At 63.7% G+C, this 22676-nt stretch carries 20 protein-coding genes; 10 read left to right on the plus strand and 10 right to left on the minus strand.

Annotated elements, in window-relative coordinates; genetic code table 11:
* Window positions 1–347 precede the first annotated feature (347 nt).
* Together J3489_RS28745 and J3489_RS28750 are read right to left on the minus strand one after the other, a co-directional pair.
* The gene (locus J3489_RS28745) at window positions 348–2018 is read right to left on the minus strand and encodes an NRAMP family divalent metal transporter (RefSeq protein ID WP_207004048.1); all 1671 of its coding nucleotides are present in this window, start codon (window positions 2016–2018) and stop codon (window positions 348–350) included.
* A gap of 116 nt (window positions 2019–2134) precedes the next feature.
* Window positions 2135–2275, minus strand: coding sequence for a hypothetical protein (locus J3489_RS28750; protein ID WP_207004050.1), 141 nt, complete (start codon window positions 2273–2275; stop codon window positions 2135–2137).
* Window positions 2276–3145: 870 nt separating this feature from the next.
* On the opposite strand from J3489_RS28750, the gene J3489_RS28755 reads away from it, so the two are divergent.
* The 4 genes from J3489_RS28755 (at window position 3146) to J3489_RS28770 (ending at window position 8574) form a co-directional block, all read left to right on the plus strand.
* The gene (locus J3489_RS28755) at window positions 3146–4978 is read left to right on the plus strand and encodes a VRR-NUC domain-containing protein (protein WP_207004052.1); all 1833 of its coding nucleotides are present in this window, start codon (window positions 3146–3148) and stop codon (window positions 4976–4978) included.
* Window positions 4975–7242, plus strand: coding sequence for an ATP-dependent DNA helicase (locus J3489_RS28760; RefSeq protein WP_207004053.1), 2268 nt, complete (start codon window positions 4975–4977; stop codon window positions 7240–7242). The genes J3489_RS28755 and J3489_RS28760 overlap by 4 nt, the downstream gene beginning before the upstream one ends.
* Before the next feature lie 58 nt (window positions 7243–7300).
* Window positions 7301–7786, plus strand: a complete 486-nt coding sequence (locus J3489_RS28765; protein WP_207004055.1) for an SRPBCC family protein — start codon at window positions 7301–7303, stop codon at window positions 7784–7786.
* Window positions 7787–8301: 515 nt separating this feature from the next.
* Window positions 8302–8574 carry a hypothetical protein gene (locus J3489_RS28770; protein WP_207004058.1) on the plus strand — a complete coding sequence of 91 codons (273 nt, stop codon included), beginning with the start codon at window positions 8302–8304 and terminating at the stop codon, window positions 8572–8574.
* A gap of 1 nt (window position 8575) precedes the next feature.
* On the opposite strand, the gene J3489_RS28775 is transcribed toward J3489_RS28770, so the two are convergent.
* The 3 genes from J3489_RS28775 to J3489_RS28785 all read right to left on the minus strand — a co-directional run bounded on the left by J3489_RS28775 (window position 8576) and on the right by J3489_RS28785 (window position 11341).
* A complete protein-coding gene (locus J3489_RS28775; RefSeq protein ID WP_207004060.1) occupies window positions 8576–9037 on the minus strand; it encodes a hypothetical protein in 462 nt (153 codons plus the stop codon).
* A 325-nt stretch (window positions 9038–9362) separates the two neighbouring features.
* On the minus strand, window positions 9363–10289 hold the full coding sequence (locus tag J3489_RS28780) for a Gfo/Idh/MocA family protein (protein ID WP_207004062.1): 927 nt from the start codon (window positions 10287–10289) through the stop codon (window positions 9363–9365).
* 80 nt (window positions 10290–10369) lie between these two features.
* A complete protein-coding gene (locus J3489_RS28785) occupies window positions 10370–11341 on the minus strand; it encodes a dihydrodipicolinate synthase family protein (RefSeq protein ID WP_207004104.1) in 972 nt (323 codons plus the stop codon).
* A 269-nt stretch (window positions 11342–11610) separates the two neighbouring features.
* Here J3489_RS28785 and J3489_RS28790 point away from each other — a divergent pair, with 269 nt between their 5' ends.
* Window positions 11611–13353, plus strand: a complete 1743-nt coding sequence (locus tag J3489_RS28790; RefSeq protein ID WP_207004068.1) for an IlvD/Edd family dehydratase — start codon at window positions 11611–11613, stop codon at window positions 13351–13353.
* 123 nt (window positions 13354–13476) lie between these two features.
* Here the strand turns inward: J3489_RS28790 and J3489_RS28795 are convergent, their stop codons facing one another.
* From J3489_RS28795 to J3489_RS28805, 3 genes are all read right to left on the minus strand, one after another.
* Complete coding sequence (locus J3489_RS28795) at window positions 13477–14601, minus strand: branched-chain amino acid ABC transporter substrate-binding protein (RefSeq protein ID WP_374193499.1); 1125 nt, start codon at window positions 14599–14601, stop codon at window positions 13477–13479.
* Between the two features lie 159 nt (window positions 14602–14760).
* The gene (locus tag J3489_RS28800) at window positions 14761–16116 is read right to left on the minus strand and encodes an amidase (protein ID WP_207004069.1); all 1356 of its coding nucleotides are present in this window, start codon (window positions 16114–16116) and stop codon (window positions 14761–14763) included.
* A gap of 5 nt (window positions 16117–16121) precedes the next feature.
* Window positions 16122–16805 (minus strand): DUF2848 domain-containing protein, encoded by a 684-nt coding sequence (locus J3489_RS28805; protein ID WP_207004070.1) that lies wholly within the window; start codon window positions 16803–16805, stop codon window positions 16122–16124.
* Between the two features lie 193 nt (window positions 16806–16998).
* Between J3489_RS28805 and J3489_RS28810 the strand changes: the two genes are divergently transcribed.
* Together J3489_RS28810 and J3489_RS28815 are read left to right on the plus strand one after the other, a co-directional pair.
* Window positions 16999–17940 carry a LysR family transcriptional regulator gene (locus J3489_RS28810; protein ID WP_207004071.1) on the plus strand — a complete coding sequence of 314 codons (942 nt, stop codon included), beginning with the start codon at window positions 16999–17001 and terminating at the stop codon, window positions 17938–17940.
* A gap of 31 nt (window positions 17941–17971) precedes the next feature.
* Window positions 17972–18520: an ureidoglycolate lyase gene (locus J3489_RS28815; protein WP_207004076.1), complete on the plus strand. Its 549-nt coding sequence runs from the start codon at window positions 17972–17974 to the stop codon at window positions 18518–18520.
* Window positions 18521–18536: 16 nt separating this feature from the next.
* On the opposite strand, the gene J3489_RS28820 is transcribed toward J3489_RS28815, so the two are convergent.
* Together J3489_RS28820 and J3489_RS28825 are read right to left on the minus strand one after the other, a co-directional pair.
* A complete protein-coding gene (locus J3489_RS28820) occupies window positions 18537–19709 on the minus strand; it encodes a WD40/YVTN/BNR-like repeat-containing protein (protein WP_207004077.1) in 1173 nt (390 codons plus the stop codon).
* 13 nt (window positions 19710–19722) lie between these two features.
* Window positions 19723–19992: a MoaD/ThiS family protein gene (locus J3489_RS28825; RefSeq protein WP_207004078.1), complete on the minus strand. Its 270-nt coding sequence runs from the start codon at window positions 19990–19992 to the stop codon at window positions 19723–19725.
* 502 nt (window positions 19993–20494) lie between these two features.
* On the opposite strand from J3489_RS28825, the gene J3489_RS28830 reads away from it, so the two are divergent.
* The 3 genes from J3489_RS28830 to J3489_RS37945 form a co-directional block, all read left to right on the plus strand.
* A complete protein-coding gene (locus J3489_RS28830) occupies window positions 20495–21205 on the plus strand; it encodes a GNAT family N-acetyltransferase (protein ID WP_207004079.1) in 711 nt (236 codons plus the stop codon).
* A 91-nt stretch (window positions 21206–21296) separates the two neighbouring features.
* Window positions 21297–22058, plus strand: coding sequence for an SDR family oxidoreductase (locus J3489_RS28835; protein ID WP_207004080.1), 762 nt, complete (start codon window positions 21297–21299; stop codon window positions 22056–22058).
* 163 nt (window positions 22059–22221) lie between these two features.
* Window positions 22222–22676, plus strand: a 455-nt coding sequence (locus J3489_RS37945) for a LysR family transcriptional regulator (protein WP_242540392.1), incomplete at its 3' end; no start/stop codon positions are given.

Below are 22676 nucleotides of genomic sequence, written 5' to 3' on the forward strand. Positions count from 1 at the left end.
TGCCTGCGTCGCCCCTGTTCGGCTGAAGCGTCACGGTGCTTCCTGAAGCGCGCGGATCAACCCGATAAGCAGCGATACCCAGACAATCGATGTCAACATGCAAGCCCACAGGAAGAGCAGCGTCCACTCCAGACGGCTGAGCGGCTTGTCACGCAAGCTCCGGCGAACGCGCGTCAGCCGGCTGCGAGTGCGTCGCCCCGCAAGCCGGAAGGCGCGTGCCGAAAGAGATCGAATTCGGCTCACGTTGCCCACCTTTTCGGCTGGTACGCACGCCCGCGAATGGGGCGGGCGGGCGTACGTCGCACGCGCCTTAACGGCCGGCGCCTGCAAACTGCACGATGCCGCCGCTATTTCATAAGCGTCATTTGCACCACCTTCACGATGACGAGCGCGACGGCAATCAGCAGATAGCCCCGCAATACGCCCATCCAGACGCGCTTGGCGAGCGTGAGATTCGGCGGCGGCAGCTCGTCGAGGGGCGGCATGCGCCACGTATCGCGCGCGTCTTTCGGCCAGGAGGCTTGCGCTGCATCGGCGCCGTCCGCCGGTTCGCGGCGCAGCTTACGCAGGCCGACCGTCACCGCATAGCCGACGACGGCCAGCAAGGTCCCGCCGCCGAGCAGCTCGAGTATCGTTTCCCCCGTCATGTCGGGGTACATCACCGAAGCTGTCAAGATAATGGACAGCATCACCAGCACCGAAATGACGGCGCCCGTGAACAGGTTCAGCTTTTTCGAGTTGACCCACGGACCGAGCACGGCACGGTCGTTGCACAGCAGGAGCAGGAACACGGTGGCGCTCGGCAGCAGCACGCCGGCGAGCGTCTGCACCGCTTCGGTCAAGAGGCCGAGCGGGCTGCCGGGAATCAGCACGATGGCGGCTGCGGCGGCGACGATGCCGAAATACACGAGATAGAAACCCTTCGCGTCGGTCACGCTGCGATGGAGCGAATGGCGAATCTTGAATACGTCGCCGATGGCGTAAGCGGTTGCGAGCGATACCGCCGCCGCGCCGATGATGGCCGCGTCGAACAGGGCGATCGCAAAGAGCACCGCCGACGTGCGGCCCGCGTATTTCTCGAGGCCGGCGATGATGCCGCCCGCGTCCGTGAAGTTGCCGAACTCGGGCTTGGCGGCATAGAGCTGCGCGCAGAACGCAATCATGGCGACCGCGCCGATCAGCACGAAGACGATGCCGATCCACAAGTCGGCCTTCTCGTACTTCATGAAGCGCGGCGTGATGCGCTTGTCGACCACATAGCTCTGCTGGAAGAACAGCTGCCACGGCGCCACCGTCGTGCCGACGATGCCGATGACGAGCAGCATCACATCGGAGAGCTTCGAGTGCGCGGGCCAGTTCGGGATGAAGAAATCGCGCGTCATCTGGCCAACGGGCGGATGAATCGACACGAGCACCGGCACGAGCAGCAAGCTCAGCATGCACAGGAACACCGCAAAGCGTTCAAATCGCCTGAAGTTGCCGGTACTGACAGCTGCCATCGTGAGCGCGGCTGCGATGCACACGCCTGCAATCTTGGACACGCCGAAGAAGTCGAGCACGAAGGTGATGCCGATGAACTCGGTCACGATCGTCAGCGCGTTGAGGATGAAGAGGTCGATGACACTGAACGCGCCCCAGAACTTGCCGAAGCGCTCGAAGATGAGACGCGCGTGCCCGACACCCGACACCGCGCCGAGCCGCAGCACCATTTCCTGGTTCACGAAGAGGACCGGCACCAGCAGCAGCATCGTCCATAGCAGCGTCGTGCCGTAGTTCTGGCCGGCCTGCGTGTAGGTGCCGAAGGCGCCTGCATCGTTGTCGCCCACCATCACGATGAGGCCTGGGCCGAGGATGGCGAGCAGCGTTCGAAGACGCGCCCACCAGTTGGTGCGCGGCGCGACGTCGTGGCGTGCGATCGTGCCGAGCGCGCCCTGGATGTCGCCCAGATGGGCGTCGTCGAGAACCGCGCTGCGTTCCAGCACGGCACCGCGTGGTGAGAGATCGGTTGGCGTGGACATTTTGTTTTCTTCCCTGATGACGGGTTGACGGAGCCAAAGTGCGCAACCTGCCATACGTAGGGGCGTGAGTCGTCGAACGACACCGTCGCTTACGTATGGCGGAACGGGCGCAGTGCTTACGAAATGAGCGCTTTGAGGCTGCGCCAGAAAGCGGCGAGCCGGTGCGATTCACAGGGTTGCAACGACAGCATCGCGTCGTATTTGGCACGCGATTCTTCGACGTGCGGCAGGTTTGCTAGAAGTAGACCGAAGTTCATGGTGTTGCTCCGTGCGTCTGGCTTGACGCGTTGTGCGGAAAGCCAGCAGACACGGAGACCGGGCCCGTCATGAGCGCGGCGGCAGAGGTCTACTCGCTTTTCACGGTGAATGACAAAAGTCGTGTTGAGCGGCGTATGGGATAACTGTCACTGTCCGGCATTTCGGCTCCTTTACGGTTTGGGTACGCGTCTGCTGCACGCGTGTTTATCCACGCGCTCGCCTGCGAACGAATCGCACGAGCGCGCACGAACGCCGCGATTCGGCGATCGCGGCGCGGTGCCATGCGGACGCGCGCAGACGCCGCGTCCAGATGGCGCTAATCAGGGTGCACGGGGAATGTTGCTACGGCGCGCACCGCCCGCCTGCTGGCAGAACGGTGGCTGAAATACGGGAGCGCAGACGTTCTGCCGGTCAGGCAGCGAAACTGTTCGAAGGTCGACAACTACAACTGTCCAAGGCAGAGGCCCCTTTTGTGAAGATACTTAAATTCTAGGCGCCGGGATAATCGCGAGTCAACATGATTCGCTAAGCAGAACAAATATATTTTCAAGGCGTCCTTCAATGGCCTTCGAAGCCTTGCCGCACAAGGCTCAAGGCTTTCAGAAGCACAACGGAAAAATATGATTGAAAGACCAATGTGGTTTTGCAAACGCAAAGCAATCGCATTTATCTCGACGCTTCGATTTAACGTTTCGCACGCGATCTCATTCCTTGGTTTTTACTTTTGTTTTATACAGGCGGCGAATATCCGAACAACTTTTAACGAGGCTCGTCACCAGGAACATCGGCTCCCGAAAACACTCACCTGACGTTTCGCACCGCCCAGTTTGCTATCACCCCTGTATAAATATACAGCCCCGTGACTCCCCGTGCCGACCGACGTTCCCTACTACTTGCTGAACTTCGAGCGCGCCCTCGCGTGGGTCGCCGAACGTTATGGCGACCTGTTCAGCACCGGTGAGCGCGCGTTTTTCGAGGCGTTCGCCGCGTTGCCGCAAGGTGCGCGCGCGCTGCTGGTGCGGATGCTGATGCGCAAGGGCACGCTGTTTCGGGCCAGCCGGCTGTCGTACGAGGAGATCGGTTGCCCGCTGGCCGCCGCACAGCCGCTCATCGAGCTTGGCTGGCTCGACTCCGAGCCGCTGCTCACGCTCGATGAATTGTTCGCGCTCGCGACGCGGCCTGAAGTGCTGCAAATGTTTCCCTCCACCGCGCTCGGCAAGCAGGCTCGCAAATCGGATCTGCTCGACGCGCTGCGGACCATCCATGATGGCGCGCGCAGCTACGCCGCCTGGGGCGCGCCATGCGCCGATCCGGTGTTCCGCGTCACGATCGCGCCGCTTTGCGATCGGCTGAGGCTCATGTTCTTCGGCAACCTGCATCAGGACTGGTCCGAGTTCGTGCTCGCGGATCTTGGCGTGTTCAAGTACGAAAGCGTGCCGTTCTCGCTGTCGTCGCGGGCGTTTCAGCGGCGCGCGGACATCGACGCCTATCTCGCGCTGCACGCCTGCCGCGAAGCGCTCGACGCGGCAGCCGTCGGCGAACCGGTCGAGGCGCTGGTCGCCGCCGTCCTTGCCGTCGATATCGACAACGCGTGGCTGGAAACACGCCGCGCGAAGCTGCTGTTCCGCATCGGCCAGCACGCCGAGCGGCGGCAAGACTGGGACGCCGCGCTGAGCGTCTTCGCTTGCTGCGCGTGGCCCGGTGCGCGTCATCGGCGCATGCGGGTGCTGGAGCGCTGCGGCCGTTTCGACGATGCGCTGACGCTCGCGTTGCAATCGGCCGCCGCGCCGGAGAGCGAAGAGGAAAGCCAGCGTATAGCGCGAATGCTGCCGAGGCTGCAGCGCCACACGGGGAAGCCGGTTACGCGCGCCGCGGCCGTGCGGCCCGTCGAGCGCAGCAGCATCGAACTCGCACGGCCCGCTGCGCCGATAACCGTGGAGTACGCCGCGCGCGATGCGCTCAGCTCCATTGAAGCGCCCGTTCACTACGTCGAGAACGCGCTCATCAACTCACTGTTCGGCCTGCTGTGCTGGGAGCCGGTGTTCGCGGCCATCCCCGGCGCGTTCTTCCACCCGTTCCAGCGCAGCCCCGCCGATCTGCACGCGCCCGATTTCCGCGCGCGCCGCGCCGAGCCGTTCGGCCGCTGTCTGGCCCAGCTCGATGACGGCATGTATCGCGAAACGATCCTGCGCCATCTCGAGAGCAAAGCCGGCGTGCAATCGCCGTTCGTGTTCTGGGACGTGCTGACGCCCGAACTCGTTGCACAGGCGCTCGATTGCCTGCCCGCCGCGCATCTGAAGCTCTGGTTCGAACGGCTGCTCGGCGACATTCGCAGCAACCGTTCGGGCTTGCCCGACCTGATCCGCTTCTGGCCGGCCGAGCGGCGCTACGAGCTGATCGAAGTGAAAGGCCCGGGCGACCGCCTGCAGGACAATCAGATCCGCTGGCTTCAGTATTGCGTCCGGCACGGCATGCCGGCGCGCGTGCTCGACGTGCGCTGGACCGAGGCCGCCGGGGCGGCCCGGCGGGAGATGACGAACGGCCCCCACGCTCACTGTCGTTCGCTGCCCCCCGAGGGGGCGGATGCCTCCCTTGGGGCGGCCCGGCGGGAGATGACGAACGGCCCCCACGCTCACTGTCGTTCGCTGCCCCCCGAGGGGGCGGATGCCTCCCTTGGGGCGGCCCGGCGGGAGGCATCGTGACCTACGTCGTCGCGGTGCGCGCACTCTGCGAATTCACGGCCAAACGCGGCGATCTCGACCTGCGCTTCACGCCCGCCCCCACCGCACTCGAAGGCATCGCCGGTCACGCAACCGTCGCCGCGCGCCGGGCGAGCGGCTACGAAGCGGAGATCGCGCTCACCGGCACGTATCGCGATCTGACAGTGCGAGGACGCGCCGACGGCTACGACGCCGCGCTCAACCGGCTCGAAGAAGTGAAAACCTATCGCGGCGATCTCGATGCGATGCCGGCCAATCATCGCGCGCTGCATTGGGCGCAGGCGCTCGTCTACGGGCATCTGCTTTGTCAGACGCGTGAGCTCCCGCAGCTTGGCATCGCGCTCGTGTACTTCGATATCGGCAGCCAGAAAGAAACGGTGCTGACGCAAACACATGACGCGGCATCGCTGGAATCGTTTTTCGTCGAACAATGCGAGCGCTTTCTCGATTGGGCCGCGCAGGAAGCGGCCCACCGCGACGCACGCAACGCGGCGCTGAGCGCGCTCAAGTTTCCGCACGAACGCTTTCGCTGCGGCCAGCGCGAACTGGCGGTCGCGGTCTACCGCGCCGCGCGCGACGGGCAGACCTTGATGGCGCAGGCGCCCACCGGCATCGGCAAGACGCTCGCGACGATCTTTCCGGTGCTGAAGGCATGCGGCGAGGATCGCGTCGAGCGAATCTTCTTCCTGACCGCAAAGACCCCGGGCCGCGCGCTGGCGCTCGAAGCCATCGATACGCTGCACACGAGCGCCGGCGCGGCGCTGCCATTGCGCACGCTGGAGCTGGTTGCGCGCGACAAAGCCTGCGAGCACCCGGACAACGCCTGCCACGGCGATTCGTGCCCGCTTGCGCGCGGCTTCTACGACCGTCTTCACCGCGCACGCAGCGCCGCGCTCGCCGGCCCGCGGCTCGATCGCGAGGCAGTGCGTGCTGCGGCGCTCGCACACGACGTCTGCCCGTACTACCTCGCGCAGGAACTCGCGCGCTGGACCGACGTCGTCGTCGGCGATTACAACTACTTCTACGACAGCAGTGCGCTGCTCTTCGCGCTCACGCGGCTGAATCAGTGGCGCGTCGCGGTGCTGGTCGACGAGGCGCACAACCTGCTCGACCGCGCGCGCAAGATGTACACGGCAGCGCTCGAGCAAAGCGACTTTCGCGCGGCGCGCAAGACCGCGCCCGTCGCGCTGAAAAAACCGCTCGACCGGCTGCAGCGCGAGTGGAACGCGGTGAACCGCACGCAGACCGGCGCGTACCAGGTGCATGCGGAAGTGCCCGCGCGGCTGCTTTCGGCGGCACAGAACCTGATCGGCGCGGTGACGGATCAGGTCGTCGAAACGCCGCTTTCGATCGACGACACGCTGCTGCGCGTTTTCTTCGACGCCATGCATTTCGTCGCGCTCGCCGAGCAGTTCGGCGAGCACTCGATCTTCGACGTGACGCGCGACGAGCACCCACGCGATGCGCGTGCTCAAACCGCTTCGACGCTGTGCGTGCGCAACGTGATTCCGGCGCCGTACCTCGCACCGCGCCATGCCGCCGCGCACACGACGGTGATGTTCTCCGGCACGCTGAGCCCGTCGCACTTCTACCTCGACACGCTCGGCTTGCCGGAAGCGACGAACTGGCTCGAAGTCGACGGGCCGTTTCGCGCGCACCAACTGAGAGTGCATGTGGCCGCGCACGTCTCGACGCGCTGGCGCGACCGCGAACGTTCGCTCGCGCCGATCGTCGAGCTGATCGCGCAGCAATACGCCGCGCAGCCCGGCAACTACCTCGGCTTTCTGAGCAGCTTCGACTATCTCGAGCGCGTCGCGGCGTTGCTGCGCGAGCGCCATCCCATGCTCCCGATCTGGACGCAGGCGCCCGGCATGGACGAAGCCGCACGCGACGCATTCCTCGCCCGCTTTCGCGCTACGCGCTGCGGCATCGGCTTCGCCGTGCTGGGGGGCGCGTTTTCCGAAGGGGTCGATCTCGTCGGCAAGCAGTTGATCGGCGCGTTCATCGCCACGCTCGGCTTGCCGCAGCTGAACGCCGTCAACGAACAGATGCGCCGCACGATGGAGGCGAAGTTCGGCAACGGCTACGATTACGTGTACCTGTATCCCGGGCTGCAGAAAGTCGTGCAGGCCGCGGGGCGCGTGATTCGCACCGAAGACGATACGGGCGTCGTGCATCTGATCGACGATCGCTACCGGCGCCCCGAAGTCCGCCGCCTCTTGCCGGGCTGGTGGCAATTGCCCTGAGCGCGCCGGAACGCCAGGTCTGGGGGCGCTAATAACAAGCCCTGGAACCGGAGACCCTATGCGCGTGGCCGAATTTCAGTTCATCACGATCTGGCGCATCGACGCGCCGGTGGCCGCCGTATGGGCGGCGATCCACGACTCGGCGCACTGGCCCGAGTGGTGGAAGAACGTCGAAGGTGTGGCCGAGATCGAAACGGGTTCCGGCGAAGGCGTCGGCGCGATCCAACGCTATACGTGGAAAGGCCGCCTGCCGTACCGGCTCGTGTTCGATATGCGCGTGACGCGCATCGAGCCGCTTGTCGCGCTCGAAGGCGAAGCGAGCGGCGATGTGGAAGGCACCGGTTGCTGGCGCTTCTCGACGGACCGCGGCATCAGCGTGATTCGCTACGACTGGCGTGTGCGGACCACCCGCGCGTGGATGAATGCATTGGCGCCGTTGGCAAGACCCGTGTTCCAATGGAATCACGATGCCGTGATGCGCGAAGGCGGAGCCGGCCTGGCGAGGCGGCTCGACGCGCGGTTGATCAGCGTCGAGCACAGGTAAGGTGCGAGCACCGTGCGACCCGAACTCACCGTGAGCGCCAATGCTGCGCGCTCCCGAAAAGCCTCACCTTACGCTGGTTACGTGCTCAGCCGGTATATGGGCAGCCGCATTGCGCCGGCACGGTGCATCTATGAACAATGCGGTTATCTGCGCACGTTCATCTTTGAAATTTCTGCCGCGCATCGATAACGAAGGCCCACAAAATTTCAAAAATCGAAAGTCGTTTATCGGCAGTCGTCAATTAGTGTCAACCGGGTTATTGCTTGACCTGACAATCGCCTATAAAACAATGCAGATACCCCACTCCAGACGATCTTGCATAACGGCCGCGACAAATCCAATAAGTAAATTCAGCGGTGCGTCGGTTTCGCAACATGTGGTGAAAGTCACACAAGCAAAGTCTAGATTTTGTTAGCCTTAATCGAGCTGATGTTCCGGACCGGTTGCTGAGCGAATGCGGCAGGAAACCGTTTTCACATCAGAGCAAGAGCATCTGCGTACAGGAGGGCTTCATCATGCTGCGGTGGATCGCAAACTGGGCTTCAAATCACGCACCGACTCCCGAGAAACAGGCGGAACGAGCGTTGAACGAATTGCGCATGGAACTGTTTCAGGCCGAGCAGCGCGTTCTCGACGCACAAATGCACGCGGATTACTATCGCGCCCGCTTGACCTTCCTCGAAGAAGTCACGAAAAAGGGCATCGAGCAGGTGTCCGATCAGCGCAAGGGGCAGCAAGAGAGTTCGCAAGGGTTGCGTCCTGGTGTGAAGCTCGCGGCGGCGCAGTAGCCTAGAACGGCAGGCCGATGAGATCGTTGCACCCGTTGCGCGATTTCATTGCTTCGCGGTGCCGTCGGCGCACGCTGAATACGGCGCGCTCTAAGCGTGCTGTGTTCAGCGTGCGCGTCAACACATCCATCAAAATCCAAAGAGCCGCATAACGACAGCGCACTGCGTTGGGACAGTGTTCGAATCCAGCCATCCCGTTATCGGATTGCAGAAACCGCCCTCTCGGAATACTCCCGAAAACTCTCACCTTACGTACCGCGCGGCGAAGGATATCGATTGGCCGGACCTGCTTTTCCGCCTGAAAACGCGGCGAATTTCGGTCTCCGGTGCCAATCGAAAGCGTTGCGAGACGCGGCTCCCGAATTCCCTCACCTTTCGCGATTCTCCCAGGCAATCGACGCCAGCCGCCGCCCAGCAGCGAGCGGAGCGCCAGAAAATGGCCATCAAAACGATCGATTTGCATTCCAAAGCGACTCGCTCGACTACACCCGCGCCGCGCTGCGATAGGGCTTGAGGTTGTTGCATGGTTCCTCTCATTCGTTGCGGTACGCCGGCATGTTGAACCGTGTTGATCCGCGCACTGCACTCACTGCGGCAAAGTCAGCTTGATCAATTGATCGGGCGTGGCCTGCGTCTTCGGCAGTTCGTAGTCGATGATGCGAACGGCGCCCACTTCATCGGGGTTCCAGCCGCGCCGCTTCATCTCGCCGGAGATCGCCAGACCGAATATGGTCCTTAGCGGCCGCGTGTGGTTAATGCGTTATCCAACGGAATCCTAACCATTCGATTCATTCGACGAACGGCTCGACTTCGTATTTGCGGCCGAGCATGAAGGCGTCGGCGACGAGCCGAAGCGGCCGCACGTCGACATCGCTCTCGCCGCGTTCGATCAATTGCCGCCAGTGGTCGTAAAGTGCGGGGTATTCGCGCTCGGGACCGATCTCGACCGGCACCCCGCCGATCTCGAGATGCTTGCCGCCCGCGACGATCAAGAGCGTACCGCGGTCCGTCCGCACTTCGATTTCCCACTGCTCGCGCGGGCCGTGCCGCCAATCGAAGCCCGCGCGGACCGGCACGCCTTCTTCGTCGACGAACTTGAGGTCGGCGGCGATCGGCGTCTGCAGGTTGGCCGGCGTGAAAAGCGATGCTTCCGTGAGGACGATCTCGCGCGGCAAGATGCGCGTCGCGATCGAAAGCGCGTTGATGCCCGGATCGAACACGCCCAGGCCGCCCGGCTCCCAGATCCAGGCCTGCCCGGGGTGCCAGCGACGCACGTCTTCCTTCCAGCGCACGTCGACCGAACGGATCTCGCGTGCCGCAAGCCACGCGCGCGCCACTTCGACGGCGGGAGCGTGACGCGAATGCCAGCTCGCGAAGAGCGTGCGGCCGGCGGCAAGCGCGTGGGCCCGCAGGACTTCGACTTCGTTGAGGCTCGCGCCCGGCGGCTTTTCGAGCATGACGTGCAGGCCGGCCTTCAACGCCGCGCGAGCCTGCGCGAAACGCACCTGCGGCGGCGCGCACAGCGATACGGCTTCGAGTTCCGGCTCGGCGGCGAGCATCGCTTCGATGGTCGTGTAGTTGCGCGCGCCCTCGACCTGCGCGTTCCGGCTCGCGCAGGCGACCAATTCGAAGCCCTCGTGCACGGCGATTGCGGGCAGGTGCTGATCGCGCGCGATCTTGCCGACACCGACGAGTCCCAGCGAAATCTTTTTCATGTCAGTACGCGCCGGGCCGCCCCAAGCGGACTGACGGCCCCCTCGGGGGGCAGCGAACGAAGTGAGCGTGGGGGTCCTCATCAGCAGCCCCAGCGCAGCGCGAGCGGATTCGCCTCGCGTGCCAGCTCGAGCAGTTCGGCGCGCGTGGCCGGCGCGAGCGCTTCGAGCGGATGCCGCACGGCATCGCTCTTGATCACGCCGCCCTCTTTCATGACGGTCTTCGCCGCGCGCAAGCCGCATTGGCGGTTTTCATAGTTGATGAGCGGGAGAATGCGCGCGTAGCCCGCGCGCGCCTTATCGCGTTCGCCTGCGCGATGCGCGTCGAACACGGGGCGAATCAGGTCGGGCAGCAGCGCGCTCGGCATCGTGCCCGTCGCGCCCGCGTCGAGATCGGGCAGCAGCGTGATGGCCTCTTCGCCGTCGAACGGACCTTCGATCGCGTCGCCGCCCGCCGCGATCAACGCGCGCAGCTTCGCCGCGGCTTGCGGCACTTCGATTTTGAAGTAGCGCACGAGCGGCAATTCGCGGGCGAGCCGCGCGAGAAACGGCACGGAGAGCGTCACGCCGGAAAGCGGCGCGTCTTGCACCATGACCGGCACGCCGGCCGCCTCGGCCACGCGCGCGAAATGATCGAACATCGATTGCTCGTCTGCGCGCAACGCAGCGCCGTGATAAGGCGGCATCAGCATGACGAGGCTCGCGCCCGCGGCCTCCGCGCGTGTGGCCCGCGTGCTCGCGATGGCCGTGCTGAAGTGGCTGCACGTCACCATCACCGGCACGCGCCCCGCCGTCTGCTCGAGGCACAGATCCACGAGCGTGTCGCGCTCGGCGTCGGTCAGGACGAATTGCTCGGAGTAGTTCGCAAGGATGCAGATGCCGTCCACGCCTTGATCGACCATGCAGTCGATCACGCGCCGCTGACCGTCCAGATCGAGTTCGCCCGAATCGGTAAAGGGCGTGGGCGCGACGGGAAAGACACCCGAGAACGGGCGGGCAAAGGGGGTCACGGTGCTTGCTCCTGATAGGCGGTTGATCTGCGTACGGGCTCGCATGGTCGACATGCCTGCGACGCCAAATAGACATACTATATTTGTCGACTCGGCCGGTATCGATTGGCGTTTTCCCCAGATCACCACGCCTAATAGCAATGCTATTACTATGCGACCTTATCGCAATCACGTGATACTTCCGCAGATTTTCCCAATATTCTTGCGCAGGGTGCATTCAGCCGCCTCTCTAGAAGTTTGGCTTTTAGGCGCGTGCCTCGATTTTGAACCGTCCGATTTAGTATTACCATTAAAAGATTGACAGCCTCTCCAAGATGACCAACAAACAACGCAAGCTCCGCTCCGCCCAATGGTTCGGCAACGCCGACAAGAACGGCTTCATGTATCGCAGCTGGATGAAGAACCAGGGCATCCCCGATCACGCGTTCGACGGCCGCCCGATCATCGGCATCTGCAATACGTGGTCCGAGCTCACGCCGTGCAATGCGCACTTTCGCCAGCTCGCCGAGCACGTGAAGCGCGGCGTGTACGAAGCCGGGGGCTTTCCGGTCGAATTCCCGGTGTTCTCGAACGGCGAATCGAACCTGCGCCCGACCGCGATGTTCACGCGCAATCTCGCGAGCATGGACGTCGAGGAGTCGATCCGCGGCAATCCGATCGATGCGGTCGTGCTGTTGGTCGGTTGCGACAAGACCACGCCCGCGCTCCTGATGGGCGCGGCCAGTTGCGACGTGCCCGCGATCGCGGTGTCGGGCGGGCCCATGCTCAACGGCAAGCACCAGGGGCGCGACATCGGCTCGGGCACGGTGGTGTGGCAGCTCAGCGAGCAGGTGAAGGCGGGCAAGATCACGCTGCACGAGTTCATGTCGGCAGAGGCCGGCATGTCGCGCTCGGCGGGCACCTGCAACACGATGGGCACCGCCTCTACGATGGCCTGCATGGCCGAGGCGCTCGGCGTCACGCTGCCGCACAACGCGGCGATTCCGGCGGTCGACTCGCGCCGCTACGTGCTCGCGCATTTGTCGGGGATGCGCATCGTCGAGATGGCGCGGGAGGATCTGCGGCTCTCGAAGCTGCTCACGCGCGGGGCGTTCGAGAACGCGATCCGCGTGAACGCGGCGATCGGCGGCTCGACCAACGCGGCGATTCACTTGAAGGCGATCGCGGGGCGCATCGGCGTCGCGCTGCAATTGGACGACTGGACGCGCATCGGACGCGGCACGCCGACGCTCGTCGACTTGCAGCCTTCGGGGCGCTTTCTGATGGAGGAGTTTTATTACGCGGGCGGTTTGCCTGCGGTGCTGCGGCGGCTCGGCGAGGCGGGACTGCTGCCGCATCCGGATGCGTTGACCGCCAACGGCCACACGCTCTGGGAGAACAGCAAAGAAGCGCCGATCTACAACGACGAGGTGATCCGGCCGCTGGAAAAACCGCTCGTGCCGGACGGCGGCCTGTGCGTCCTAAGAGGCAATCTCGCGCCGAACGGGGCGGTGCTGAAGCCGTCGGCGGCAACGCCTTCGCTACTGACGCATCGCGGGCGTGCCGTGGTGTTCGAGAACTTCGACGACTACAAGGAGCGCATCGCCGACCCGGAGCTCGAGGTCGACGCGAACTCCGTGCTCGTGATGAAGAACTGCGGGCCTAAGGGATATCCGGGCATGGCCGAGGTGGGCAACATGGGGCTGCCGCCGAAGCTGCTGGCGCAAGGCGTGACCGACATGGTGCGCGTGTCCGACGCGCGCATGAGCGGCACTGCATACGGCACGGTGGTGCTGCACGTGGCGCCCGAAGCGCGCGCGGGCGGCCCGCTCGCGGTGGTGCGCGACGGCGACTGGATCGAGCTCGACTGCGAAGCGGGGCGCTTGCACATCGACATCGGCGACGAGGAAATGAGTGCACGCCTCGCCGGCTGGAAGCAAGCGCAAGCGCGCAAGCCAAGCGAAACGAGCGGCTACGGACAGCTCTACGTCGAGCACGTGCTGCAAGCCGACGAAGGCTGCGACTTCGATTTCCTGGTGGGCTGCCGCGGCGCAGAGGTGCCCGCGCATTCGCACTAGGACACTAGGGCCTGTTCACGCTAATAACAGGCCCTAGGCGCGCACAGACCAACAACAAGCCTAAGCCGGCCCGCTCGACGAATCGAGACCGCGCTCGACAAGGTGCCGGTCTCAGGCGCTGTCCTACATTCTGATAACGTCCATCACCGTTTTCTTCTTGTCCTTGAACTGGTAAATCGTGATGGCGGCGTCTTTCAAATCGCCGTGCGAATCGAACGCGATTCTTCCAATCACACCGTCGTACTGCGTGCCGGGCATCGCAGCCAGGACGTTGGCGCGCTCGGTCGAATCGGCACGCTTCATCGCGTCGTAGATCACGTAGACAGCGTCGTAGGCGAACGGTGCATACGCATCGATCGGTACCTTGTAGCGAGCGGTATAGCGTCGCTCGAATTCTTGCCCTTTCGGCATCTTCGAGAGCGCAAGTCCTGCTTCGGAACACACGACGTTGTCGATTGCGTCGCCGGCAAGGCTCACCATCTTGTCCGTGCATGCGCCGTCGCCCCCGAGCACGCTTGCGGTAATGCCAAGGTTCGCAGCCTGCTTCACAAGCGGCCCGGCCGTCGCATCCGAACCGCCGTACATGATCACGTCGGGCCGCAACCCCTTGATCTTCGTGAGAATCGCGCGGAAGTCGGTTGCCTTGTCGTTGGTCGCTTCGCGCGTGACGATGGTGCCGCCGTGCGCCGTCGCAGCCTTCACGAATTCGTCGGCAAGCCCTTGCCCGTAAGCCGTCGAATCGTCGACCACGGCAAAACGTTTCGCGTGCAACGAGTTAAGCGCGTAGCGCGCGAGGGCCGGTCCCTGCAATGCGTCGGTCGCGACCACGCGAAACGTCGTCTTGTAGCCCTGCTGAGTGAATGCGGGGTTCGTCGAACCCTGGGAAATCTGCGCCACGTGTGCTTCGCTATAGATGCGCGATGCAGGAATCGACACGCCGGAATTGATGTCGCCAACCACGGCCACCACGCCTTCGTCGACCAGTTTCTGAGCGACCTGGGTCCCCGTGCGCGGGTCAGCGGCATCGTCCTGCGAGTCCAGTTGCAGGCGCACCGGCTTGCCGCCGATAACCGGGTGCCGGCTGTTGATTTCGTCGATGGCAAGACGCGCCGCATTCTCGCTATCCTTGCCCATGTTGGCGAGCTGGCCGGTGAGCGGCGCGGCGTGACCGATCAGCACCACGGCAGGAGAACCGTCGGCAGCATACACAGACGTCTGAATGGCGGCCAGTGCAACGACGCCGGCTATCGAGCGAAAAGAGCGGAAAGTAGGATTCACGAGCTGCCTCACTTCGGTAATGAAGGTTGAAAGGGCGCGCTGTCGATATCGCTGCGCCTGAAAGCCAGTATTCGTTCGCCGTAAATGCGCGTCCAACGACAAATTCTTTTTGCCGGCGATAAACAAACCTTATGCCGGCACGGCGAACGCGCTCGCCTGCAACAACGCTTCGACGCTGCGCGCCACGGCAAGAATCGACGCGTCGGCGAGCGCCGGTCCGCAGATCGACAGGCCGACAGGCAGTTCGTCTTCGCGATGGCAAGGGAGCGTCACCGCGCAACCGTCCATGAAGTTCACGATGCTGGGATTGCGCAGCACCTTCGCGTTCGCAGCAAAAAAAGCCCCGTCGTCATGTTCGATTTCGGCAATCGCGGGCGGCACGATCGCGACTGTCGGCATCAGCCATGCATCGAATCTTGCGAGCCTGGCTCTTGCGTCGCGCACGAAGCGCTCGCGTGCGGCAAGCAGATGGATATAGTCGGCCGCGCTGCGCGCTTCCCCGACACGCAGCCGCTTGAGCACGCGCGGGTCGTAACTATCGGCACGGCGCGCGACGTGCTCGCGATGCCACGCCCACGCCTGCGCCGCGGTGATGCCCGCGAGCGGGAAACGACCGGCAACCTCGTGCAGCTCGGGGAACGCGAAGCTCTCGACCGACGCGCCCGCGCGCCTCAGCATGCCGAGCGTCCGGTTGAACGCCGTGCTCACGGTCTCGTCCAGATCGTCCGATACATAGTCCGACGTGACGCCGAACCGCAATGCTGCGAGCGCGCGCGGCACCGTATCGAGCGACTGCCCTGAAATGACACCGTCGATGAGCGCGCAACAGTCGACGCTTCGCGCGATGGGCCCGATCGAATCGAACGACGCCGACAGCGGCACAATGCCGTCAAGCGGCACGCGCCGCGCGGTCGGCTTGAAGCCGACCAGCCCGCAAAATGCGGCGGGAATGCGGACCGAACCGCCCGTGTCGGTGCCGAGCGCCGCGACAACATGTCCGAGCGCGACGGAGGTCGCCGCTCCGGAGCTCGAACCGCCCGCCACAAGGGCCGGGTCGATAGGATTCGCCGGCGTTCCGAAGTGCGGATTCAAGCCCAGGCCGGAGAACGCGAACTCACTCATGTTCGTGCGGCCGGCGAACACGGCCCCCGCCTCGCGCAGACGCGCGATCGCAGCCGCGTCGCGAACCGCGGGCGCGGCGTCGCGCAAGATCCGCGAGCCCGCCGTCGTCACCTGGTCCTTGATGTCGAACAGGTCTTTCACGGAAATCGGCACGCCTGCCAGCGCGGAAGGCACATAACCGCGATCGCGGAATGCGTCGCTGCTCGCGGCCGCCTCGCGCGCCGCCGACCGGTCGACATGCGTATAGGCCGCCCCCCCTCGCGCGAAGTCGGCATCGATGGCCTCGAGGCTGGCGTCGAGCAATTCCCCCGCCGATACGGTCCTCGTTGCGAGCGCCTTGCCTGATTGACGGATAGTGCGCATTGCCGTCACTCCGCATGCGCGAGCGCGTCGACCGAATAGCGGTGCCGGAGGCTGCGCCCGAGGACGGGATCGTGCAGCTCCAGTTCGTACGCGCGCGCGGACATCAGCGAGCCGAGCACGGGCTGCGTGCCGCAAAAGAGCACCGTTTCCGGAATCATCGAAGCTGCGCCGAACGCGCGCCGGATCAACGGCTCCGGATGCATCAGCCGCGCAAGCGTGCCCTCCTGATAGAGAACGCGCGCGCCATTCGAATCGATGCGCCAGCTGCGCGCGATCAACGCATCCCAATGCGCCGCCACCTCCGCATAACGCCAGAGCGTCCGCCCGATGGGCTTCGCGCACATCTGTTTCGACACGGCAACGTCGTAGCCTTCGACCTTGCGGTCCGTGTGATCGGAGCCGATGCCGACCAGCAAACCCGCCGCTTCCGTCTGTATCAGCACGACTTCGACTTCACCCGACGAATGCTCGCCGATCACTTCGATGCTGTCCGACGTCGTCAGCAACGCAGGCGCGACCTCATAGAAGCACGGCACGGTCGACGGCCTGCGCACGCCGAGCGCTTCAAGTTCGCGGATATGATGCTCGACCTCGGCGCTCTCCCGGCCGGCCCAGCCCGCAATCACGAGCCGGCTCGCCGTCACTTCCATCGGTAGACCGCCTTCGATTTCGCATGTCACTTTATTCATCGCAACGTCCTTTCGCTTGACCACCAAAGCGCCGATTCCCTACGCGGCATCGGCATTCGTTGCGAAGTTTTGGCTCGCGGCGCGCCCGTGTCCAACAAATTAAAGTTGTCGCGCGGAGAAAAATTTTCTTGTCACGCGGGACGGGACGGGACGCTACACTGAGCCATTCCTGCTTGCCTTGTCAGAGTTCTGTATGAACTTGCGCTTTCTGGAAACGTTTGTCTGGCTGGCACGACTGCGCAGCTTTCGTCTGACGGCAGAGCGCCTGCACGCGACGCAAGCGGCGATTTCCAGCCGCATTTCGGCGCTGGAGCAGGAACTCGGCGTGCGCCTCTTCGAACGCGGTCCCAAGGAAGCGACGCTCACGCAGGAGGGCACGAAGGCATTGTCCTTTGCCGAGCAGATGCTGAAGCTGAATCAGGCGATGCTCGCGAGCGTCGGCGATCGCTCGAACGTTTCGGGGTTGCTGCGGCTGGGCGCGATCGAATCGATCGTTCATACGTGGTTGCCGGATCTTCTCAAGCACATCCGGGAGGACTATCCGAATCTCGTGATCGAGCTGACCAGCGACACGTCCGCCAATCTGTCCACTCAACTGACGAGCGGCCACATCGATGTGTCTTTTCAGACGACGAGCGTCGCCGGTTCGGACATGACGAATGTCCCGCTCGGCAGTTTTCCGATGCGCTGGATGGCAAGCCCGGCGCTCAATCTGTCCGCACAGGCGTTGACGGAGACCGAGCTGGCCGCCTACCCCGTGATCAGCTTTGCGCGTCATTCGCCGCCGCACGAGTTTCTGACGGGGTTGTTCGCTGCCAGCGGAGATGTCCAGGTGCAAATCAACTGCCTGTCGTCGGTGGCAGCCATCATCCGGCTCGTGATGGACGGATTCGGCATTGCCGTGCTGCCTCCTGCATTCGTCATGCGCGAACTCGAAGCAGGTCAACTGCAGCTGCTGCAAGTGACGCACCGGGTACCCGCGTTGCCGCTTGTCGCCGCGTTCCGACGTACGCCCGACAGCCTGCTTGCCGAGTCCATCACACGGCTCGCGCTCAACATCGTGCTCGACTTCAGCCTGAAGCATGGGCCTGAGTTCGCACTGTTCCCGCCGACCGACGCTGACTCGTGCGTCTGATCCGTCCCGTCATCCACACAAGTATCCCGATATGCCGACCGCACTTTCCATTACGGTAGAACCCCTCGATGCGAATCGCTGTGAACCTTATGGCTGGATGCTCGGCAAGCCCGTCTGCACCGACGGTGACGCGCCGTCGTTCGTCAGCCCACCCTCGGATTTCTGGCGTGAACATCTGTTCGACACCGGCACGTCAGGTGAAACGGAAATTCTCTGGGTCGCTTACCGGAATCGTGACGAAAACATCACGTCGCTCGAGACGCATCGCCTGACGCAGCAGGCCATCGTCCCGCTGACGGCACCCGTCATCCATATCGTCGCGACCTCGTTGGAAGATGGCGAGCCGGACTTGAATTCGCTGCGCGCGTTCGAAATTCCAGTCGGCAAAGGTCTTTGCATGCGGCCGAACATCTGGCACGCCACCCGTGTGACGGAGAGAGACGCCACATGCCTGATGCTGACGCGCCCTTCCACAACTTATGATCTCGTGGTCCATCTGAAGACGGGAGCCCCTGCTTGCGAAAGCGCGATCAAGACGATCGATGCGCGCACGCTCGACGCCGGAGGTCTTGATCGTTAGCAGTCCTGACGTGCCCTCATCCGAACCGAACACAATAAACCGGCGGCAAATGCGCTGAAATCAAACGCCAGCTTTCGCCGCCGTCGTCGGACGTCCATAGTGCGCCAGTGGTCGACCCCAACGCGAGGCGCGTGCCGGAGTCATCTACAGCGAGCCCGTGCCGATACACGAGGTCATACGCCGGTGCAGGCGGCAAGCCGTTCGAGAAACGCTCGAACGTGCGGCCGCCGTCGCGTGTGCGCGTGACGACGAACTGGCCGTCCACCGGGATCCGGCACTGGTCCTTCACGGCGGGCACGAACCATGCGGTGTCCGGCTCGCGCGGATGCACGGCAACCGCGAAGCCGAAGCTCGATGGCTGCGCTTCGATCCGCTGCCAGTGCGCCGCGCCGTCGGTCGAGCGGAAGATCGCGCAGTGGTGCTGCGTCCACAGCGCGTCCGGGTTTGCCGCGCATTGCACGACGCGGTGCGGGTCTTGCACGTTGGCATCGCCGCGCCGCTCCGGCGGCATGTAGTCGGCCTCCATGCCCTCGGCACTCACGCGCCAGGCCGCGCCGCCGTCGGCGGTTTGCCAGACGCCGCCGCACGACACGCCGATCGTCACGTGCCGGCTGTCGCGCGGATCGACCATCACGGAATGGATGCCCGGCGCGTCGTAGCCGCCGCCGAACCATTCGCGGCGCTCCGGGCGATCCCACAGCGCACGGTTGAGCACCCAGGTGTCGCCGCCATCGTCGGAACGGAAGAGCCCGCCGGGAATCGTGCCGGCCCACAAGACACCCGGCTCGTCCGGGCCGCCGGTTTCGAGCGACCAGATTTGCTGAAGCGTCCAGGGAGGGTGCGGCGGGCTGGGCGCGGCGGCGCTCGCATTGTCCGCGCTGGTGTCTGCACTCGCGTTCGTGCTCGCGTTCGCGCCGCCGCCGGTACGCGTCTCGTCGGCGGGCTGCGGCGGATAGACGGGAACCGCGCACTCTTCCCAATCCTCCATGCCCGCGCGCCGGCGATGCAGCTTCACGCCGAAGTGGCCGAGATTGAGCGCGGCATACAGCGATCCGTCGCGCGGATCAGGCAGCACCATGCTCACCGGCTCGCCGGCGAAATACGGCTCACCAAGCCTCCAGCCGCCCTCGCCGTCGGCTTGCAGAACGAACAGCCCCTTGCGGGTTGCGACAAGCAATCGATCGCTCATATCGAGTGTCTCCTTATCCGCTCGACAGCGCCTGTACGACGTAAACCCGGCTTTCCTCCCCGAGCGCATCGGAAAGATGTTGTCGGTCACGCACCGGCCGGCCGTCGACAAACACGGCGAGATGCCGCCGCAGCGAGCCCTGATCGTCAACGATGTAGCCGCGCAGTCGAGGTTGTGCGGCGAAGACGGCCTCGAGCGCTTCGCCGAGCGTGCGCGCGTCGATCTCGCGCTCGGGCGTTGCGATATGCCGCTGAATCGAAGCAGCGAAGAAGAGGTGCGCCATGGCGGGGTGGCGGTGCGGGAATGGCCGTGTCCGTTGATTCTGTAGTTTAGACGATCCGCCCTTGTGGCGAACACTGCAATAGAAAGCGAACGACGTTTTGCGCGTTCAGCAAGATCGTCTCCTCTGTACGTGGATCGGAGGCGAGTCCGGATTTAGAGTTTGACGACTCTCTAAGTGCCGACGAAACCAATGTCCCAACCTTGGAATCAGAAATGACACGGCCAGCAATCCAGGCATTGCCCCCGATACCAGGAAGTTGAGCATATGCCCCGCTAACGGCATCCCCGAACTTCAGCGAAAATGTTCCGCGCGGACGTTTGATCTTTCAACAGCCCAAACCGTCGCGCGCACATCCCAATCGACGGCCAGCGAAAGCGTTTCTGGACGAATCCCGACGGGCGGTCAAACAGCCTCTTTCATCGAAAGTCCGAGCGCAACCAGAATACGGCCGTATCAAGACGCTGCGGCAGTCGGTCCTCCGCAAATTTGCGAGACAACAACTATGCACCTCTTAGACAATCCAGTATGGCAAGCACTCACAGGACCTCAAAGGCATTTCGGCATCGGCGATGGTCGAGCGAGGCGCTATCAGCGAGACATTTCGCCATTGGCAGCACTCGAAAATCCTCTGACCACCGAGTCGTGGGCAGCACTTGCCGATATCGTGGAGGTTGGCGAAAGGATCGGGCTGTCCGGCATCAGGAGCGAGTCGGTGCCGGACGGCTGGGAAACCGAGTGGTGCTATCCGTTTCTGCAGATGATCTGCACGCGCAAGAGTTTCCGCGCACCGAGCAGCGGTACGGCGGCGCCTATGATGAGGGAACTCTGTCTGTCCGATGGCGCTGCGATGGTGAACCTGGCACGCCTGACGCAGCCCGGACCGATGGAGGAGCGCACGGTGACGATCGGGCGCTATCTCGGCATCTTCGACGAGAACGCCTCCCTCATTGCGATGGCGGGCGAACGCGTTCGCCTTGACGGGTTCACGGAAGTCAGCGGCGTCTGCACGCACCCGGATCATCGGGGAAAAGGTTATGCCAATGTCCTTGTCGCCTCGCTCACGAAGCAGATCGTCGAACGCGGCGATACGGCCTTTCTTCACGTCAAGGACGGGAACAGCGGCGCCGCTCGCGTGTACGAAAAACTTGGATTCTCCGTGCGTGCCGTGCGCGATATCGCTGCATTGAAAAAAGTGCAAGAGATGCAGGCCTGAACTTTCGGCCCGATCGCCTTACATTGAATAAGCTAGGCCGCGATCTTCCGGCCGCGCCTTGAGTTGACTTGCCACCCCTTGGGAGAAACCGATGTCCACAAGTTCTACGCCTGCAGCACTCGTTACAAACGCTACCGGCTATGCGGGGCCTCCAGCAGTGGATGCTCTTGGCGAAGCCGGATTTCGTGTCCTCGTTCACGACCGGCAATTCAGCGATCAGGCCATCCTCGAACAGTTCCTGCGGTTGCATCCATACGCGGAGTATGTTCGCGCCGAAAGTCCGGCCGGATTGCCGGGCGCCGTCCTGAACGTTGCCGGCAGGCTCGACACGATCGTGAGCAACGACCACGTTCCCGCCGTACAAACTGCGTCAGAGAAAGCCTCGCTCGAGGATCTGCGCAATACGTTCGAGGTACTCGTCGTTGAGCCATTCGCCATGTTGCAGGCCGCGATTCCCTATCTGAAAGCGCAGGGACGGGGCAACGTCATCGTGATCACTTCGTGCCGCACGCATGCCCCAATTCCGGGTGGCGCAATCCCCGACTCTGCGAGAGCGGCGGCGAACGCCATGGTGCGATCCCTGGCGGTCGAACTCGCTCCCCACGAGATTGCCGTCAACGCGATCGCCCCGAATTTTCTATACAGCGAAGCGTACTATCCCCGTGCCACCTTCATCGATGATCCGGTCGGCCGTGCCTACGTCGAGGCAACCGTGCCGGCCCAGCGATTAGGCCGCCCTGACGAGATCGGCGAGGTAATACGGTTCCTCGCGACCACCCAAGCCCGCTTCCTTACCGGCGCGATCATCGATTTCAACGGAGCTTGGCCGGGCTGTCAGGTTCGCCCGACGTAAAGGATTGCCGATGACCTGGCAAGACTGGCCCCCGGGAATGCACGCAAGGTTTTCCAGCGCTTCCGTAGCGAGCGTGGCGAGGAAATGATAGGGTCTATTCTCATTTTCGTGTCGAATCCGGGCAAGCCGACGGCGCCGAACGACAGGACAAGGGGAAAACATCATGGACCGCTTCGTTGCGATGAAAGTCTTTGCGCGCGTGGTCGAGGCCGGCAGTTTCGTCAAGGCGGCCGAGTCGCTGCAACTGCCGGTGCCGAGCGTCTCTCGGCTCGTTCAGGCGCTCGAAACGCATCTCGGCACCCGACTCCTGAATCGAACGACGCGCAGTATCAGCATTTCCGAAGACGGCGAAATGTACTACCAGCGATGCCTGAGCGTGCTTGCCGAGGTCGACGACATGGAGAGCGAACTCTCGAATGCAAAGCTAAACCCGAAGGGCAAGCTCAAAGTGAACCTGCCGGCGGTGATAGCTCGAACGACTGTCATTCCGGCGCTGCCGGAATTCTTCGCGAGGTATCCGGACATCGGGATCGAGATGGGTTTGACCGACCGGCAGGTCGATATCGTCGAGGAAGGCGTCGACTGCGTGATCCGCGTGGGCGAGCTCGAGGACTCGGG

This window comes from Trinickia mobilis (assembly GCF_017315705.1).
Classification (GTDB): Bacteria; Pseudomonadota; Gammaproteobacteria; order Burkholderiales; family Burkholderiaceae; genus Trinickia_A; species Trinickia_A mobilis.

What these genes read in the sequence shown, in the direction of transcription:
- J3489_RS28745 (WP_207004048.1), bottom strand. Translation starts at nt 2,018, where the DNA reads ATGTCCACGCCAACCGATCTCTCACCACGCGGTGCCGTGCTGGAACGC.
- J3489_RS28750 (WP_207004050.1), bottom strand. Translation starts at nt 2,275, where the DNA reads ATGAACTTCGGTCTACTTCTAGCAAACCTGCCGCACGTCGAAGAATCG.
- J3489_RS28765 (WP_207004055.1), top strand. Translation starts at nt 7,301, where the DNA reads ATGCGCGTGGCCGAATTTCAGTTCATCACGATCTGGCGCATCGACGCG.
- J3489_RS28770 (WP_207004058.1), top strand. Translation starts at nt 8,302, where the DNA reads ATGCTGCGGTGGATCGCAAACTGGGCTTCAAATCACGCACCGACTCCC.
- J3489_RS28775 (WP_207004060.1), bottom strand. Translation starts at nt 9,037, where the DNA reads ATGCAAATCGATCGTTTTGATGGCCATTTTCTGGCGCTCCGCTCGCTG.
- J3489_RS28780 (WP_207004062.1), bottom strand. Translation starts at nt 10,289, where the DNA reads ATGAAAAAGATTTCGCTGGGACTCGTCGGTGTCGGCAAGATCGCGCGC.
- J3489_RS28785 (WP_207004104.1), bottom strand. Translation starts at nt 11,341, where the DNA reads ATGCGAGCCCGTACGCAGATCAACCGCCTATCAGGAGCAAGCACCGTG.
- J3489_RS28790 (WP_207004068.1), top strand. Translation starts at nt 11,611, where the DNA reads ATGACCAACAAACAACGCAAGCTCCGCTCCGCCCAATGGTTCGGCAAC.
- J3489_RS28800 (WP_207004069.1), bottom strand. Translation starts at nt 16,116, where the DNA reads ATGCGCACTATCCGTCAATCAGGCAAGGCGCTCGCAACGAGGACCGTA.
- J3489_RS28805 (WP_207004070.1), bottom strand. Translation starts at nt 16,805, where the DNA reads ATGAATAAAGTGACATGCGAAATCGAAGGCGGTCTACCGATGGAAGTG.
- J3489_RS28810 (WP_207004071.1), top strand. Translation starts at nt 16,999, where the DNA reads ATGAACTTGCGCTTTCTGGAAACGTTTGTCTGGCTGGCACGACTGCGC.
- J3489_RS28815 (WP_207004076.1), top strand. Translation starts at nt 17,972, where the DNA reads ATGCCGACCGCACTTTCCATTACGGTAGAACCCCTCGATGCGAATCGC.
- J3489_RS28820 (WP_207004077.1), bottom strand. Translation starts at nt 19,709, where the DNA reads ATGAGCGATCGATTGCTTGTCGCAACCCGCAAGGGGCTGTTCGTTCTG.
- J3489_RS28825 (WP_207004078.1), bottom strand. Translation starts at nt 19,992, where the DNA reads ATGGCGCACCTCTTCTTCGCTGCTTCGATTCAGCGGCATATCGCAACG.
- J3489_RS28830 (WP_207004079.1), top strand. Translation starts at nt 20,495, where the DNA reads ATGCACCTCTTAGACAATCCAGTATGGCAAGCACTCACAGGACCTCAA.
- J3489_RS28835 (WP_207004080.1), top strand. Translation starts at nt 21,297, where the DNA reads ATGTCCACAAGTTCTACGCCTGCAGCACTCGTTACAAACGCTACCGGC.